The sequence below is a fragment of the Wenzhouxiangella limi genome (assembly GCF_010499265.1).
Taxonomy (GTDB): domain Bacteria; phylum Pseudomonadota; class Gammaproteobacteria; order Xanthomonadales; family Wenzhouxiangellaceae; genus Wenzhouxiangella; species Wenzhouxiangella limi.
This window is the reverse complement of the sequence record NZ_JAAGSC010000023.1, coordinates 106,196-121,885: the sequence shown is the minus strand read 5'-3', so window position 1 is coordinate 121,885 and position 15,690 is coordinate 106,196. Positions and strand designations below refer to the sequence as shown.

Annotated in this window: 11 protein-coding genes; 8 read left to right on the top strand and 3 right to left on the bottom strand. The window is 66.6% G+C overall.

Annotated features, from left to right (window positions below):
- The first annotated feature begins 39 nt into the window (after positions 1 to 39).
- Together G3I74_RS00705 and G3I74_RS00700 are read left to right on the top strand one after the other, a co-directional pair.
- A complete protein-coding gene (locus tag G3I74_RS00705; RefSeq protein WP_164209016.1) occupies positions 40 to 564 on the top strand; it encodes a hypothetical protein in 525 nt (174 codons plus the stop codon).
- Between the two features lie 65 nt (positions 565 to 629).
- A complete protein-coding gene (locus G3I74_RS00700) occupies positions 630 to 3,254 on the top strand; it encodes a serine/threonine-protein kinase (RefSeq protein ID WP_164209013.1) in 2,625 nt (874 codons plus the stop codon).
- 29 nt (positions 3,255 to 3,283) lie between these two features.
- On the opposite strand, the gene tkt is transcribed toward G3I74_RS00700, so the two are convergent.
- Positions 3,284 to 5,290 (bottom strand): transketolase, encoded by a 2,007-nt coding sequence (gene tkt, locus G3I74_RS00695; RefSeq protein WP_164209010.1) that lies wholly within the window; start codon positions 5,288 to 5,290, stop codon positions 3,284 to 3,286.
- Positions 5,291 to 5,389: 99 nt separating this feature from the next.
- Positions 5,390 to 6,064 (bottom strand): RadC family protein, encoded by a 675-nt coding sequence (radC, locus tag G3I74_RS00690; RefSeq protein WP_164209007.1) that lies wholly within the window; start codon positions 6,062 to 6,064, stop codon positions 5,390 to 5,392.
- 123 nt (positions 6,065 to 6,187) lie between these two features.
- On the opposite strand from radC, the gene dut reads away from it, so the two are divergent.
- The 3 genes from dut to G3I74_RS00675 are packed head-to-tail and all read left to right on the top strand — an operon-like array spanning position 6,188 to position 10,057.
- The gene (gene dut / locus G3I74_RS00685; RefSeq protein WP_164209005.1) at positions 6,188 to 6,643 is read left to right on the top strand and encodes a dUTP diphosphatase; all 456 of its coding nucleotides are present in this window, start codon (positions 6,188 to 6,190) and stop codon (positions 6,641 to 6,643) included.
- A 33-nt stretch (positions 6,644 to 6,676) separates the two neighbouring features.
- Positions 6,677 to 9,499, top strand: a complete 2,823-nt coding sequence (locus G3I74_RS00680) for a phosphohexomutase domain-containing protein (RefSeq protein ID WP_164209002.1) — start codon at positions 6,677 to 6,679, stop codon at positions 9,497 to 9,499.
- 12 nt (positions 9,500 to 9,511) lie between these two features.
- Positions 9,512 to 10,057 (top strand): pseudouridine synthase, encoded by a 546-nt coding sequence (locus G3I74_RS00675; RefSeq protein ID WP_239056491.1) that lies wholly within the window; start codon positions 9,512 to 9,514, stop codon positions 10,055 to 10,057.
- Here G3I74_RS00675 and G3I74_RS00670 read toward each other — a convergent pair.
- Complete coding sequence (locus G3I74_RS00670; RefSeq protein WP_338063029.1) at positions 10,051 to 11,406, bottom strand: glutamate--cysteine ligase; 1,356 nt, start codon at positions 11,404 to 11,406, stop codon at positions 10,051 to 10,053. The genes G3I74_RS00675 and G3I74_RS00670 overlap by 7 nt on opposite strands.
- Before the next feature lie 57 nt (positions 11,407 to 11,463).
- On the opposite strand from G3I74_RS00670, the gene G3I74_RS00665 reads away from it, so the two are divergent.
- Genes G3I74_RS00665 through oppB form a run of 3 tightly spaced genes read left to right on the top strand, consistent with a single transcriptional unit; the run spans position 11,464 to position 15,689 of the window.
- Positions 11,464 to 12,999: a peptide ABC transporter substrate-binding protein gene (locus tag G3I74_RS00665; protein ID WP_164208993.1), complete on the top strand. Its 1,536-nt coding sequence runs from the start codon at positions 11,464 to 11,466 to the stop codon at positions 12,997 to 12,999.
- The gene (locus G3I74_RS00660; RefSeq protein ID WP_164208990.1) at positions 12,996 to 14,705 is read left to right on the top strand and encodes a peptide ABC transporter substrate-binding protein; all 1,710 of its coding nucleotides are present in this window, start codon (positions 12,996 to 12,998) and stop codon (positions 14,703 to 14,705) included. The genes G3I74_RS00665 and G3I74_RS00660 overlap by 4 nt, the downstream gene beginning before the upstream one ends.
- A gap of 51 nt (positions 14,706 to 14,756) precedes the next feature.
- Positions 14,757 to 15,689, top strand: coding sequence for an oligopeptide ABC transporter permease OppB (gene oppB, locus G3I74_RS00655; RefSeq protein WP_164208987.1), 933 nt, complete (start codon positions 14,757 to 14,759; stop codon positions 15,687 to 15,689).
- Position 15,690: the final 1 nt, after the last annotated feature.

Genomic DNA, 15,690 nt, shown 5'->3' with positions numbered 1-15,690 from the left:
CATTGACCCTGCGCAACAACAATCAATGCACGCTTTGCCATGAATTCGATCCGACTTTGGCTCGGGCTGGTCGCGCTGACCGCAACCATGCTGCTGGTTGGTTGCAACAACGAGCCCGAGAACAGGCCCAAGCAGCGCTCGCTGGCCGACGCGGCGGCGGATTTGCGCTCGAGCGCCATGGTGGATACCACCTGGCGCGGCCACCTCAGCTGGAACGGCAGCGCGAAGATCCTCAAGGATTCCGACTGCTATCTGCTGGATCAGGACTACGTGCTGGTCGGACTGGGCGACGGCGTCACCCTGCGCCTGATCTACCGGGCGGCGCGATCCGGGGTGCCGGATTCGGTGGATTTTTCCACCCCGGTGCGGATCGAGCTGCAGGTCGAAGACGACCGATCGGAGGGGGCCTACTATCGTGCTCAACCGCCCGAGCCGAGCGCCGGCGAGATCACCACCGAGCGTGTCACGACCTTCGGTCGCGCGCAGCTGGAGTCGGTCAACGAAGCCGCCCGCCGTGCCAACCCGGATGGCGTGGTCGCCGAATTCGAGTTTCGCTGCGGCTGAACTGCTCCCCGTCTTCGGGTGAACTTGCGTACCCTTGGCAGTCTTGATGATGCTGGAGTTGGTCGATGCCACCTGATCACCGATCTCGCCTGACGCCCGCTCGTCGGCGCCTGCTTGATCGCCTGCTCGACGAGCTGCTTGACCTGGATCCGGCTGCACGCGAGGCTCGTCTGCAGGCGCTTAAGGCCCGCTGCCCGCGCGTGCACGGCTGGCTGGAGCGGTTGCTCGAAGCCAGCCAGTCACCGGTCAGTCACCTGCACGATGTCGTGGCCCGCTCGGCCGAGCAGGCGGTCAGCAGCGACAATCCGCCTGCCCTTTTGCAGCCCGGCGACAGGCTGGGTTCATGGCAAATCGTGGGACCGGCCGGCCGCGGTGGCATGGGCATTGTCTACCGGGCCGAGCGGGCCGACGGTGCCTTCGAAATGGACGCCGCCATTAAACTGGTCGGATCGCGCCATCCGGGTCTGGTCGAGCGTCTGGTCCAGGAGCGCCAGCTTCTGGCTCGACTCAATCACCCCGGAATCTCGCGCCTGATCGACGGCGGAGTGACCGAGTCCGGCCAGGCCTATCTGGTGATGGAATGGGTGGCGGGCGAAGATCTGTCGGAGTCGCTGCGCTCGGGCCTGGATCCGCTTGCCACCTTTGCCGAAATCGCCGACGCGCTGACCCACGCCCACCAGCGCATGGTGGTCCATGGCGACATCAAGCCGGGCAATGTCCGGATCACGCCCAGGGGGCGCGCCCGTCTGCTGGATTTTGGCGTGGCCCGGCTGCTGGCCGACGATGTGCTCGAAAACGAGGGCCCGCTACGTGGCCTGACACCGGCGTTTGCCGCACCCGAGCTGCTGGCTGGCCAGACGGCCACGGCGCAGTCCGACCTGTGGGCAGCCGGCGCGCTGCTGAACTGGCTTTTGACGGGGCAGCGTCCGACCGGCGACGGGCGCCCGCCGGACACGTCGAATATCGTCCACAAGCGCGCCGGTGAGCTGGCCGCCGTGATCGGCAAGGCCTGCGCCGAGGATCCGGCCCAGCGCTACCCGTCGGTTGCCGCGCTGGCCGAAGAGATCGGTCGCATTCGCAGCCAGCATCCCGTCCAGGTGCGCCCGGCCGGCCCGCTGCGTCGCTTGCGGCTCTGGTCGCGGCGTAATCCGGTCGGGGCGCTGCTGGCTGTGGTCCTGACCGTGGGCGCGGTTGTCGGGGCTGCCGTTTTCGGCTGGCAGGCCCAGCTGGTGCGGGCCGAGCGCGACCTCGCGCGGGTCGAGAACACGCGCTGGGAGATCATGCGCGAGCAGCTGGTGACCTTGTTTAGAGTCGTGGCCGACGAAGCCGGGGACGAGGATCTCGGGGCGCGCGAGCTGCTCGACGGCTCGGTAGACCGTCTCGATGGCTTGCTCGCCGACGATGACCAGGGCCGGGCCTACATCGAGACCATGCTCGGTTCACTGTACGTGGCGCTGCAGGACTATCAGAGCGCCGCCGACGTCCTGCGCCCCTTCGTCGATTCCGACGCCGCCGGCGCGGCCCCGATTCTGCGCAGCGATGCCTACGGCAATCTGGCCCTGGCGGAGGTCCACCTGGGCAATCACGAGCGTGCGCTGGCTTTGGTCGATGAGGCGATCGAAATGGTCAGCGACCAGCCCGGCGACTACCGTCGTCGGCTGTCGGAGCTGCACGCGACCCGCGGCAGCGCGCTGCGCGGCCTGGGGGACTGGTCGGCGGCAATCGAGACCCTGGAACGCAGCGTGGCGCTGGCCCTGGAGGTCAGCAGCAAGCCGCACCGGACCCTGGCGATGGCCTCCAACAATCTCGGCGTCAATCTCAACCATGCCGGACGGATCGCGGAAGCCCGGCGAGCCTTTGAGAACGCCCTGGAGCACTGGCGCGCCCTTGGGCTGGGCGAGTCCAGCGACGCGTTGACCGTGCTGGGCAACCTGGCGGCCATCTATTATCGCCAGGGCGACCTGGCGCTGGCCGAATCGGCCTACGCCGAGGCCATCGAGCTGCGCCGCCGGCGTTTCGGTGCTTCGGCCGCGCTGGCCGCGGCGATGAACAACTATGGCCAGGTACTGCTGGTTCGCCATCGCCTCGACGAGGCCCGCGAGCAGCTTGTGCAGGCCCGGGACATGATGGGCCGGTTTAACGGACAGGAGAGTCCGCATTTCGCGCTCATGCTGCGTTCGCTGGGGATGCTGGCGCTGACCGCCGGCGAGGTGGACCGGGCGCGTGCGACGCTCGCCCAGGCCGAAACCATCCTGGTCGATAGCGTCGGCCCCGACCATCTGTTTACCGTTCTCGTGCGCGCCCAGCAGGCGATGACGCTGGCCCGCCGGGATCCTGGGGCGGGCGTCGAGCGATTCGACGAGGTCATTGCCCAGATGGCCGAACTGGGCGAGCCGGCCGAGACGCATCGGGCGGGCGCGCTATGCGAACAGGCCGTGGTCCTGATTGATCTGGAGCGGATCGAGGCCGCGCGGACGGCGGCCGAAGACTGCCTGGAGATCCGCCGCGCTCACCTGCAGGAGGGCAACTGGGAAATCCTCAAGGCCAGGGCGCTGGTTGCTGCGGCCGATGAACATGCCGGAGACGCCGAGGCGCGCGCGCTTCTGAACGAACACGTGGAAGCTTTGGCACAAACCTATGGCCCCGGCCATCCCCGACTGATCTGGCTGGAAGACCAGCTGCAGCCCTGAGGGTCCGGTCGTGGCCGCGGCAGGTAGGCTCAACCTGCTCCAATCAGTTCGCGTACCGCCGAGGCGACGGCCCCGGCGGTCAGGCCGAACTCGGCAAACAGCTGCTCGGCCGGCGCCGAGGCACCGAAGTGGTCGATGCCGATAACGCGGCCAGCATCGCCAACCAGTGGTCGCCAGTAGCGAGTGACCCCGGCCTCGACGGCAACCCGCGCAGTGAGCGAGGGCGGCAGCACGGTATCGCGATAGCGGGGATCCTGGGCTTCGAAAAAGTCCGGATTGGGCATGGAGACCACGCGAACGTGGACGCCCTCGGCGTCGAGTATTTCTGCGGCATCCATGGCCAGGCTGACCTCTGAACCCGAGGCCATGATCAAGGCCTGCGGCTGTCCTTGTTCCGGATCGCGCAGCACGTAGCCGCCGCGGACGATATCGACGACCTGGTCTTCGGTACGGTCCTGATGCGGCAGTCCCTGGCGGGTCAGTACCAGCGCCGTGGGGCCGTTGCGGCGGGCAACGGCCGCGCCCCAGGCGGCCAGCGTCTCGACCTTGTCGCAGGGCCGCCAGACTTCCAGGTTCGGAATCAGGCGCAGCGAGGCCAGGTGCTCGATCGGCTGGTGGGTGGGTCCGTCTTCGCCCAGCCCGATCGAGTCGTGGGTGTAGACGTGGATGGCGCCGGTCGGAATCAGGGCCGACATGCGCACGGCGTTGCGGGCGTAGTCCGAAAACACCAGGAAGGTGCCGGTGTAGGGAATAAAGCCGCCGTGCAGCGCCAGGCCGTTGGCCATGGCGGTCATGCCGAATTCGCGCACGCCGTAATAGATGTAGTTGCCGCGGGCCGGATCGTCGTTGACGTCGATGCTGCCCGACCAGTTGGTGTTGTTGGAGCCGGTCAGGTCGGCAGAGCCGCCGAGCATTTCCGGCAGCGCCTTGGCCATTGTTTCCAGAGCCATGGTCGAGGCCTTGCGTGTGGCGACCTTGCTGTCATCGGCCTGCATCGCCATGAGCGCCTCGACGAAGCGGTCTTCGAAATCTTCGGGCAGGTCGTTGTTCATCCGGCGCTCGAACTCCCCGGCCTGCTCCGGCCGACTTTCGCGGTAGCTCCTCCAGGTCGCCTGCCACTGCTGTTCGCGCTCCTGCCCGGCCGCGCGGGCATCCCAGCCCGAGCGGATCTCGTCGGGTACCTCGAAAGGCGCGTGCGGCCAGTCCAGCGCCTCGCGCGTGGCCGCGATTTCATCATCGCCCAGCGGTGCGCCGTGGGTGGCGGCGGTACCGGCCTTGCCGGGGGAACCGAAGCCGATGGTGGTCTTGCAGCAGATCAGCGTGGGCTGACGGGGGTTGCTGCGGGCGGTGCGGATGGCTTCGTCAATCGTCACCGGGTCGTGGCCGTCCACGGCTTCGATGACCTGCCAGCCGTACGCGCGGAAACGCGCCGGGGTGTCGTCGGTGAACCAGCCCTCGACTTCGCCGTCGATGGAAATGCCGTTGTCGTCGTAGAACACCACCAGTTTGCCCAGGCCCAGTGTGCCGGCCAGCGAGCAGGCCTCGTGCGAGATGCCTTCCATCAGACAGCCGTCGCCGGCAAACACCCAGGTCGTGTGGTCGACCAGGGTGAGATCGTCGGTATTGAAGCGCGCGGCCAGCAGCTTTTCGGCCAGCGCCATGCCGACGCCGTTGGCCAGGCCCTGGCCGAGCGGGCCGGTGGTGGTCTCCACGCCGGGCGCTTCGCCGTATTCCGGGTGTCCCGGGGTGGGCGAGTGCAGCTGGCGAAAATTCTTGAGATCATCCAGGCTCACGCCGTAGCCGCTCAGGTGCAGCACCGAATACAGCAGCATGGAGCCGTGGCCGTTGGAGACCACGAAGCGATCCCTGTCCCACCACTGCGGGTTGGCCGGGTTGTGCTTGAGGTAATCGTTGAACAGCACCTCGGCGATGTCGGCCATGCCCATGGGCATGCCGGGATGGCCCGAGTTGGCGCGCTGAACGGCGTCCATGGACAAAAAGCGGATGGCGTTGGCGAGCTGGCGGCGGTCGGTCATGGCGGGGCTGGTACCGGGGCGTGGGGAAAGCCCGCCATTGTGCCGCCGCCGGGGTGGCGAAGCAAGGCCAAGCGCCTGAAATCGCTTGGCGGTACCGACTCAGACCAGTCCGCGCTCGGCCAGTGAAACGACGTCGGTATCGCCGACGATGAAGTGGTCGAGCAGCCGGATATCGACCAGCCCCAGGGCGTCGCGCAGGCGGCGAGTGATCGCCAGGTCGGCCTGGCTGGGCTCGGCCACGCCGGAGGGGTGATTGTGGGCCACGATCAGCGCCGCGGCCCGCCGCTGAAGCGCTTTTTCGACGACGACCCTGGGGTGGACGTGGGCTGAATCGATGGTGCCGTTGAACAATTCGTCGAAGCTGATGACGCGGTGGCGGGTGTCGAGCATCAGCGCGCAGAAGACTTCATGGGGCCGGTCGCGCAGCGCTGAGCGCAAGTATTCCCGGGTCGCCTGCGGGCTGGTCAGCGGCTGGCCGCGGGCGAGGTTTTCACGCAGATGCCGGCGCGCCAGCTCCATCGCCGCATGTAGCTGGGCGTACTTGGCCGGACCCAGGCCGGGGGCGGCGCAAAGCTGGTCCTGATCGGTGTCGAGCAGCCCGCGCAGGCCGCCGAAGCGGCTCATGAGCAGGCGAGCCAGATCGAGCGCGGAGCGCCCCCGGGCGCCGGTGCGCAGTAGAATGGCCAGCAGTTCGGCATCGCTCAAAGCGGCCGGTCCCTGTGAAAGCAGACGCTCGCGGGGTCGTTCGGTTTCGGGCCAGTCGGCGATTCTCATGGGTTGGATCCGCTTCGGTTGCCAGGGACGACAGCATCGCGTCTGGCGGTCTCGGGGCGCATCCAGTATTCTGGGTGAGTGTTTGTAGGAATTTCCCCCCCGCTGGCGACAAGGAGGTGGCAGGTGAGGCAACTGCAGGTGCGCATCATCGACCCTCGACTGGGCTCGACCTGGCCGTTGCCCGAGTACGCCACGGCCGGCTCGGCCGGCATGGATCTGCGGGCCTGTATCGACCAGGTTCTGGAGCTGCAGCCCGGCGAGACCGCCCTGATTCCCTCCGGCATGGCGCTGCACCTGGACGATCCGCAGCTCGCCGCCGTGCTTCTGCCGCGTTCGGGTCTGGGCCACAAACAGGGACTGGTGCTGGGTAACCTGGTCGGGCTGATCGACAGCGATTATCAGGGGCAAGTCCAGATTTCCTGCTGGAATCGTGGGGGCGGGGTGATCCGCATCGAGCCGGGCCAGCGCATCGCCCAGCTGGTTGTTGTGCCCGTGGTCCAGGTCAGCCTTGAGGTGGTCGAGCAGTTTGAGCCCAGCGACCGGGCCGAGGGTGGCATCGGACATACCGGCAGTCACTGACATGTCGGCCACGGTTTCTAGGGATTGGGCGCAGTGAGCCCGACGAGAAGAATCGGCGGGTTGATGCTGATGGCGCTGGGCCTGTTTGGTCTGCTCGCCGCCGGTATCGCGCTCTGGGCGGGGATCACCGGGAGCCGCGTTCTGGAAGGCGCCGAATCGGAAGCCCGCGAGCGGGCGCGTCGGGCGACCGAAACCCTGTCGTCGATTCAACAGGCGCTGGCAAGTGACCCGGTCCAGCGGGCCGGGCGTGAACAGTTGGCCAATGCCGATGCGCCTTCCCAGGCACTGGTCGAGCTGCTGCGCGCGAACGGGCTGGATGAGGTCACCGGCGTCCGGGCTTTGTCCCCCTCCCTGGAAGACTGGACGCTGGACGACGCGTCCGACTACGCCGCGCTGGAGATGCTGATCGAGGCGCGTCGTTCGGGCGCGGCTGCACCCGAACTGCGTCCGGCGACGGACGGCGGTGATCCCGACCTGGTTTTTGCCCAGCGACTGGGAGAAGAGGATCGCGTCGACGGAATGCTGCTGGTGACCTTGCCCGCCACGGCGATCAGCCAGGACTGGTCAACGCCCGCATCCATCGATTTCCTGTCCCTGGGTCAGCAGCGCGGCGCGCGCTGGATCGAAATCTGGTCTTACGGCGAGCGTCCCGGGGCTGAGCCATCGCGGCTCGGCGTGGGCGCCAGCCGCTTGCAGCTGCAGTGGCACCAGTCGCACGCCCTTCCCGTGATCGATAACGGACAGATCGCCATCATTGGCGGGGTCGGTCTGATTCTTTTTCTCGCTGGCTTGCTGCTGCGCCGGGTCAAGGCGGATCCGGGCTCGGCGCGCTCAAAGCAAAGGTCTGCGGCGCCAGCATCGCCGCGACCCGCGGAGAATGAAAGGGTTGACCGCAAGTCCCGGTCCGACAGTATTCCGCCTCCGCCTCCGTCTCCCTCTCCGTCTCCGTCTCCACCTTCAGGACCAGCGGAGCCAGAGCCGAGCGGCAAAGAAGCGGAACCGCCGCCCGTTGGCGCCCCGCCCTCGCAAGCGCTTTCAGCGCCGGGCGAGGACCCCGATGCCCTGCACCTGGATCTCGACGAGGATTTGTTCGAATCGGCTTCGGACGCCGGGCGGGATCCGGCACAAGGCGGCTGGGCGATCGAGGAGGAGAGTCCCGAGAGTTTGTTCATCGATGATCTGGACGAATCTGCGCCGAATTCGCCAGACGCGGCCGAGCCTGCGGCAGAGACGGAGGGCACCACTGACGCTGCCAGCGCGCCGGTTTCGCCCTCACCGACGCCGCTACCGCCGGAGAACGACGAACTGACTCTGGACCTGGGTGCGGAATCTGGATCGGAAAACGATCCAGAGCCCGAGCCCGAGCCTGAGCCCGAAATAGGACTGGAGTTGGAGCTCGAACCAGAGCCAGAGCCAGAGCCAGAGCCAGAGCCAGAGCCAGAGCCAGAGCCAGAGCCAGAGCCAGAGCCAGAGCCAGAGCCAGAGCCAGAGCCAGAGCCGGTTGCGTTCAGTCGCCAGGGCGTGCTGGGTGAAGTCGATGATGGGCTGGACGTGCGATACGCCACTTTGCTCGGCCAGGCGATTGGCGCGCTGGCCGCCGAGCGCGGACTGTCAAGGCTGGCCGTGGCCCGCGATGGCCGGCCGCAGGGCCCGATGCTGCTCGAAGGCGCGGTCCAGGGCCTGCGATCCGCCGGTGTCGACGTGCTGCAGCTTGGCGCCTTGCCGGCGCCGCTGATGCGCTTTGCCGCTCTCGAACTGGCCGACCGTTCCGCCGTGATGGTGGGAGGATCTCTGCAGCCGGCTGGCTGGAACGGAATGCGGGTCATGCTGGACGGCGCGACGGTAGATGGCCGACTTGTTCGGGACCGTCTGCGCGCTCTGGATGACCGCGTTGGCAACGCTTCGCTGGGCGAACTGTCTACCGAAACGTCGGTCGTGGCGCGCTATACGGAACGGGTGGCAGCGCAGGTGCAGATGGAGCGCTCGCTCAAGGTCGTGGTCGACTGCGCCAACGGCGTCTGCGGACTGGTGGTGCCGCGGTTGCTCGAAGCGATCGGTGCCGAGGTGATACCGCTCTACGCCGATGTCGACGGCCAGTTCCCGAACCATCCACCGGACCCGACCCGGGCCGAAAATCTGAACGACCTTCGTTTATGCGTGCGCAGTTTCAATGCCGATCTGGGCATGGCCTTTGACGGCGATGGCGAGCGGCTGAACCTGGTGGCCGGCGACGGAACCGTTCTATGGCCGGATCGGGCCTTGATGTTGTTGATCCGCGATCTTCTGGCGCGCCGGCCCGGTAGCGTCGTGGTTCACGATGCCTGTTGTTCGCCGCGGGTGGGGCGCTGGATCGAGGGCCTGGGGGGTCAGGCGGTACGCACGGGCGCCGGAGCGTGCGCGGTGGAAAAAACGCTTTCCAGCCACGACGCGGCGCTGGGCGGTACATCGGAGGGCCATGTCTTCTTTTCCGATGACTGGGTGATTTCTCAGGACGCGCTGTTTGCGGCCTGTCGGCTGCTCGAGATTGTGGCCGCCGATACCCGCGAGGTGGCAGAGATTTTTGCCGAGTTACCGGCCCTGGTCGCTTTGCCCCTGCACCGGCTGGATGCGCCCGACGGGCGGCCAGAAGAGGTGCTCGCGGCGCTGCGTGCGGCCGATCTGGATGACTTGGTAGCCGATGAGCACAGCGTCTCCCTGCTGCAGGGAGAAGGCTGGGCTGGCATGGGTCTCGACGAGGACGGCCGACAGCTTTGGTTTCGAGTCGAGGCGCCTGACGACCACGCCGTCCAGCGTATTCATCAGCGCTTTGCCGATGTGCTGCGGGAGGTCGATCAGCGCCTGCAGCTGCCGACCTGATCCCGGACCTGATTGTTGCCCACGCTGCTGCTCAACAAGCCTTTCCGGGTGCTGTCCCAGTTCACCGATCCGGACGGCCGCGCGACGCTGGCAGACTGGATCGACGTGCCGGGCGTCTATGCCGCCGGCCGGCTGGATTTCGACAGCGAGGGCCTGCTGGTGCTGACCAGCGACGGCCGTCTCAAGGCCCGGCTGGCCCAGGCCGACTCGGCCACGCCCAAGACCTACCTGGCCCAGGTGGAGGGTTTGCCCGATGTGCGCGCTCTCGATCGCCTCGAACACGGGATACGCCTGAAGGACGGGCCGACCCGGCCGGCGCAGGTACAGCTGCTGCCACGCGCGCCCGGCTGGTTGTGGCGCCGCGATCCGCCGGTCGCACCGCGCGCCGGCAAGCGCACCAGCTGGCTGGAAATCACCCTGACCGAGGGCCGCAACCGCCAGGTCCGGCGCATGACCGCCGCCGTCGGTCTGCCGACGCTGCGCCTGGTCCGTACCCGGGTTGGACCCTATGCGCTGGGCACGCTGCAGCCCGGCGAATCAACAATCGTCGATCAGTAGGCGAACTCGCGAAAGATCTTGCGGATATCGCCCTGCCAGCGGGTCTCGTAGGCGGCCAGCTTGACCTCGGCCGGCGTGGTGCCGCGATCGACCACGTCTTCGAGCGCGTTCAAGAATCCGCCCTCGTGATCGCCGGCGCCGTTGAAACGCTGTCGCCGGGCCAGGCCGCCCCGGGCCAGGCTGAGCAGTTCGCGCGCAATGTCCCGGACGCTGCGGTTGCCGATCCGGGCCTTCAGACCGATCCGGGCGACGTCTTCGCGCAGCTGCTGACGCTGTTCCAGACTCCAGTCGCGCGAGATGTCCAGGCAGGCGGCGAGGTTGGAAGAATCGTAGAGCAGCCCGACCCAGAATGCCGGCAAGGCGCACAGGCGCCGCCAGGGCCCGCCGTCGGCGCCGCGCATCTCCAGAAAGCGCTTGAGCCGGACTTCGGGAAACGCCGTGGTCAGATGGTCTTCCCAGTCGGCAAGGGTTGGGTACTGGCCCTCGAAACCGACCAGCCGGCCGGCCAGGAAATCGCGGAACGACTGCCCGGCCAGATCGATGTAGCGGCCGTTGCGGCGGATCAGGTACATCGGCACGTCCAGCATCCACTCGACGTAGCGCTCGAAGCCCATGCCCGACTCGAACACCCACGGCAGCATGCCGGTACGGTCCGGGTCGGTATCGGTCCAGACCTGGCTGCGCTGGCTCAGGTAACCGCTGGGCTGTCCTTCGACGAACGGCGAGTTGGCAAACAGCGCCGTGGCGATCGGCTGCATGGCCAGCGAGGCACGGAACTTGTCGACCATGTCGGCTTCGCTGGAAAAATCCAGGTTGACCTGCACGGTGCAGGTGCGTTTCATCATGTCGATGCCCATCGTGCCGACTTTGGGCATGTAGTTGCGCATGATCACGTAGCGCGCCTTGGGCATCCACTCAATGTCCTCGCGGCGCGCGGTCGGATGGAAGCCCAGGCCAATAAAGCCTATGCCCAGCGGCTCGGCCACGGCGCGCACTTCGGCCAAATGGGTGTTGACCTCGCTGCAGGTCTCGTGGAGGTTGTCGAGCAGGGCGCCGGACAGTTCCAGCTGGCCGCCGGGCTCGAGCGTGATCGAGCAGCCGTCGGGTTTTGTCAGCGCGATCGGCAGGCCTTCCTCGGTGACGATTTCCCAGTCGAATCGCGCGGCCAGGCCCTCGAGCATGGCGCGCACGCCGGAATGGCCCTCGTACCTCAAAGGTTCCAGGGTGTCGCTCAGGAAACCGAACTTTTCGTGTTCGGTGCCGATGCGCCACTCGGATTTCGGACGCGAGCCGGAAGCAAGCCAGTCGGCCAGTTCCTGCGGTCGGGTCAGTACGTCATCTGGGTTCACGGCTGGGCACGGGGCTAGAATGAAGCCGCAATTATCGTCGTTTCCGGGCCCGCTTGCATGCTGAATGAATTTCGTTTCCTGACGCTCCTGGCGGTTTTGCTGTTCTGGCTGGTGCCGGTGCAAGGTGGGACGCTGCATCGCGGACTCGGCCCCGAGCCGGACGCGCTCGATATCCACCTGGCCCAGAGCCTGTCGGCGCTCAACGTGTTGCGCGACCTCCACGAGGGGCTGGTGACGCTGGATGCCGCCGGCCGGTTGATTCCGGGCGTGGCCCGCGCCTGGACGGTCAGCGACGATGGCCTGGTGTGGACCTTCGACCTGGACCCGGCCGCGCGCTGGTCGGATGGCTCGGCCATCGAGGCGGGTCATTTCGTGGCCGGCTGGCGGCGAGCGGTGCATCCGGAAACAGCCGCGCCCATGGCGGGTCTGCTCGATGCGGTCGCCGGGGCAAACCGGGTCCGGCGCGGCCAGGCCGACAGCCATGCCCTGGCCGTTCGAGCCGAAGGACCCGGCCGGCTGATCGTCGAGCTCGAGCGGCCCACGCCATGGTTCGCCGAGCTGCTGACTCATCCGTTGACCTTTCCGTGGTCGGGCGATCAATCCCGGCTCTACAGCGGCCCGTTCGTGCTGGTCGAGCGCGTGCCCGGAGCCAGGATCCGGCTGGCGGCCAATCCGCACTTTCGCGCCGCTCAGGCACTGGGGCTCGACGAGGTGGTCTGGCATGTGATCGAGGAGCCTTCGGTGGAACTGTCGCGCTATCGTGCCGACCAACTGCACATTACCGAAACCATTCCGCCCGGCCGACTGCAATGGATGCGCGAGCAGTTCGGAGAAGAGCTGAGGATCGCTCCGTACCTTGGCACGTTCTTTCTGGCCTTCAACGTCGCCCGCGAGCCTTTCGTCCAGGCGCCCGGTCTGCGCCGCGCCCTGAGTCTGGTGATCGACCGCGAGCTGCTGACCGAAAGGGTGCTCGGGTCCGGCGAGATACCGGCCTGGGGGCTGGTGCCGCCGGGCATGCCCGGCTGGACGGAAGCTTCCCGCGCCGAGCCCTTGACCATGAACGAGCGTATCGCTCGCGCGCGCGAGCTCTACCGGCAGGCCGGCTACGATGACCGCCAGCCGCTGCGCGTTGAACTGCGCTTCAATAGCTCGCTGACCCATCGACGCATGGCCGTGGCCGTTGCGGCCATGTGGAAGCAGCACCTGGGCGTGGAGACCCGCCTGGTCAACGAGGAATGGAAGGTGTTTGTCGCCAACCGTCGCCAGGGCCGGATCACCCAGGTTGTGCGCGGCGGTTGGATCGCCGACTGGCGCGATGCCGGCAATTTCCTGCAGCTGTTCCAGAGCGACAGCCCGCTGAACTACACCTTCTTTTCCGATCCGGTGTTCGATGAGCGCATGGCCAACGCGGCGCAAGACGACGGCCCCTCGCGGCTGGATTGGCTGCGATCGGCAGAGGATCGGCTGCTGGAGCAGGCAGTGGTCATTCCGCTGTACTACTATGTCTCCCGCCACCTGGTCAAACCCGAGGTGCGCGGATTCGAGGACAATGCCATGGACATTCATCTATCGCGCTGGCTATCGCTGCAATGAGGTTCCTGCCCGGCTTGCTTGCGCTGCTGATGGTTGCCTGCGGTGGGGATCGATCCGAGGTCGAAGAACCCTCGGCGCCGCGGCTGCCGCAGCCGGTCGAGCTGGAACTGGATGACCAGGGACGGCCGCTGCCGAGCGTGTTGGCCGATGAGCAGGTGATCCACCGTGGCAATGGCGAGGAGCCGCAAACGCTGGATCCGCACCTGGCCGAGGGCGTGCCGAGCGCCAACATTCTGCGTGACCTGTTCGAAGGCCTGACCACAACCGCGCCCGACGGCCGCATCGTTCCTGGCGCGGCGGCGCACTGGGATATCAGCCGCGACGGGCTGGTCTACACCTTCTACCTCCGTCCTGAAGGTCGCTGGAGCAATGGCGAGCCGGTGACCGCCGAGGACTTCGTTTGGTCCTGGCGGCGGGTGGTCGATCCAGCTTCCGGCGCTGCCTATGGCCGCATGCTCGCCCCGGTGGTCAACGCCGGGGAAATTTTCGCCGGTCGCCTGCCAGCCGAGGAGTTGGGCGTCACCGCCCTCAGCCCGACCTCGTTCCAGGTTCGCCTGAACGACCCAACGCCCTACTTTCTGGGACTGCTGACGCACCCGACCACCTATCCGGTTCACCGCGCCAGCCTCGAGGCCTACGGCAGCGCTCATGTCCGTCCGGGCAATCTCGTCTCCAACGGCGCCTTTCGCTTGCTGGACTGGCAGGTGCGCTCGCGCATCGAGCTGGAGAAAAATCCCCATTACCGGGCTGCCGACAGCGTGATTGCCGAACGGGTGGTGCTGTACCCGTTCGAGGACGAGAACACCGAGTTCAACCGTTTTCGGGCCGGTGACCTGCACTGGACCTACCAGGTGCCCAACAACCAGTTCCGCTGGCTGCAGCGCAACATGACCGAGGCTTTGGTGGTCGCGCCCTGGTTCGGCACCTATTTTTTCTCGTTCAACCTGAACCGGCCACCTTTTCGCGACAACCTGCCGCTGCGCCAGGCGCTGAACCTGGCGATCGACCGTGAAATCCTGACTGAAAAAGTCACCCGATTCGGCGAGATTCCAACCTATCACCTGATTCCCCCGGGCCTGCCCGACTACGAATCGCCGATACCCGAGCACGCTGACTGGACCCAGGACGAACGTCAGGCCGAGGCGCTGCGGCTGTATCGTCAGGCGGGCTATTCCGAGGATGAGCCGCTGACGGTGGAGCTGCGCTACAACACCTCGGAAAACCACCGCAAGATCGCCGTGGCGGTCGCGGCAATGTGGAAAGACGTGCTGGGCGTGCGCACGCGCCTGATCAACGAGGAGTTCCGCGTGTTTCTGCAAAACCGCGCCCAGGGCCGGGTGACCGAGGTGTTTCGCGCCGGCTGGATCGGTGACTACCAGGATGCCTTCACGTTCCTGGAGCTGTTCCACAGCGAGCACGGTCGCAACGACGCCGGCTACGACAACCCGCGCTTCGACCGCCTGCTCGAGCAGATCGCCGGCGAGCGCATTCCCTCGCGTCGGCGCAACCTGATGGCCGAGGCCGAGCGCATCCTGCTGGCCGATCAGGTCGTCCTGCCGGTATACGTCTACGTGTCCAAACGCCTGGTCGATCCGCGCTTGCGCGGCTGGGACAACAACATCATGGACTATCACCTGAGCCAGCACATGTATCTTCTGCGCGAGCGTGATCCGGCGAGCCCCCTTCAGGTGACCGATGAAAACTGATCACCGGCGCATAAAGCCTGCAGTCATCGCTCGATCCGGGCGGGCCACGGCATGCTGAAGTATTCGCTCAAGCGCCTGCTGTCGGCAGTGCCAACGCTTTTTCTGCTGATCACCTTCGCTTTCTTCCTGATCCGGATTGCGCCGGGCGGGCCGTTCGACTCCGAGCGTGCTCTGCCGCCGGAGATCGAGGCCAATCTCGAGGCCAAGTATCACCTCGACGAAGCGCTGCCGTTGCAATACCTGAGATACATGTGGCAGATCGCGCAACTGGATTTCGGGCCGTCGTTTCACTACCTGGACTGGACGGTCAACGATCTGATCGCCCAGGGCGCGCCGGTGTCTTTCGCGCTGGGTGGGCTGGCCCTGCTGCTGGCGCTGGCGATCGGCGTTCCGATTGGTGCCTGGGCCGCCCTGCGCCAGAACCGGGTGGCCGACTACACGGTGATGAGCATCGCCATGATCGGCATCTCCATTCCCAATTTCGTAATGGCCCCGCTGCTGATCCTGCTGTTTGCGATCACGCTGGGCTGGCTGCCGGCCGGGGGCTGGGCTTTCACGCCCTCGCGCATGGCCTTGCCGGTGGTTACGCTGGCTTTGCCCATGATTGCCTACATCGCCCGCATCACGCGCGGCGCGATGATCGAGGTGCTGCGATCGAGCTTCATCCGGACCGCCCGGGCCAAGGGCATGCCGGAAAAGACCATCCTGTTCCAGCATGCGCTCAAACCCGCCCTGCTGCCGGTCATTTCCTACCTCGGCCCGGCCGCGGCAGCGATCCTGACCGGCTCGGTGGTGGTCGAGCGGATCTTTACCATTCCCGGCATCGGGTCGTATTTCGTCCAGGGCGCCCTCAACCGCGACTACACCCTGGTGATGGGCGTGGTCATCCTTTACGGGGTTCTGATCATCCTGTTCAACTTCCTGGTTGACCTGGTCTACGCCTGGCTGGATCCGCGCATCCGTTACGACGAGCAGGAGGCCTGAG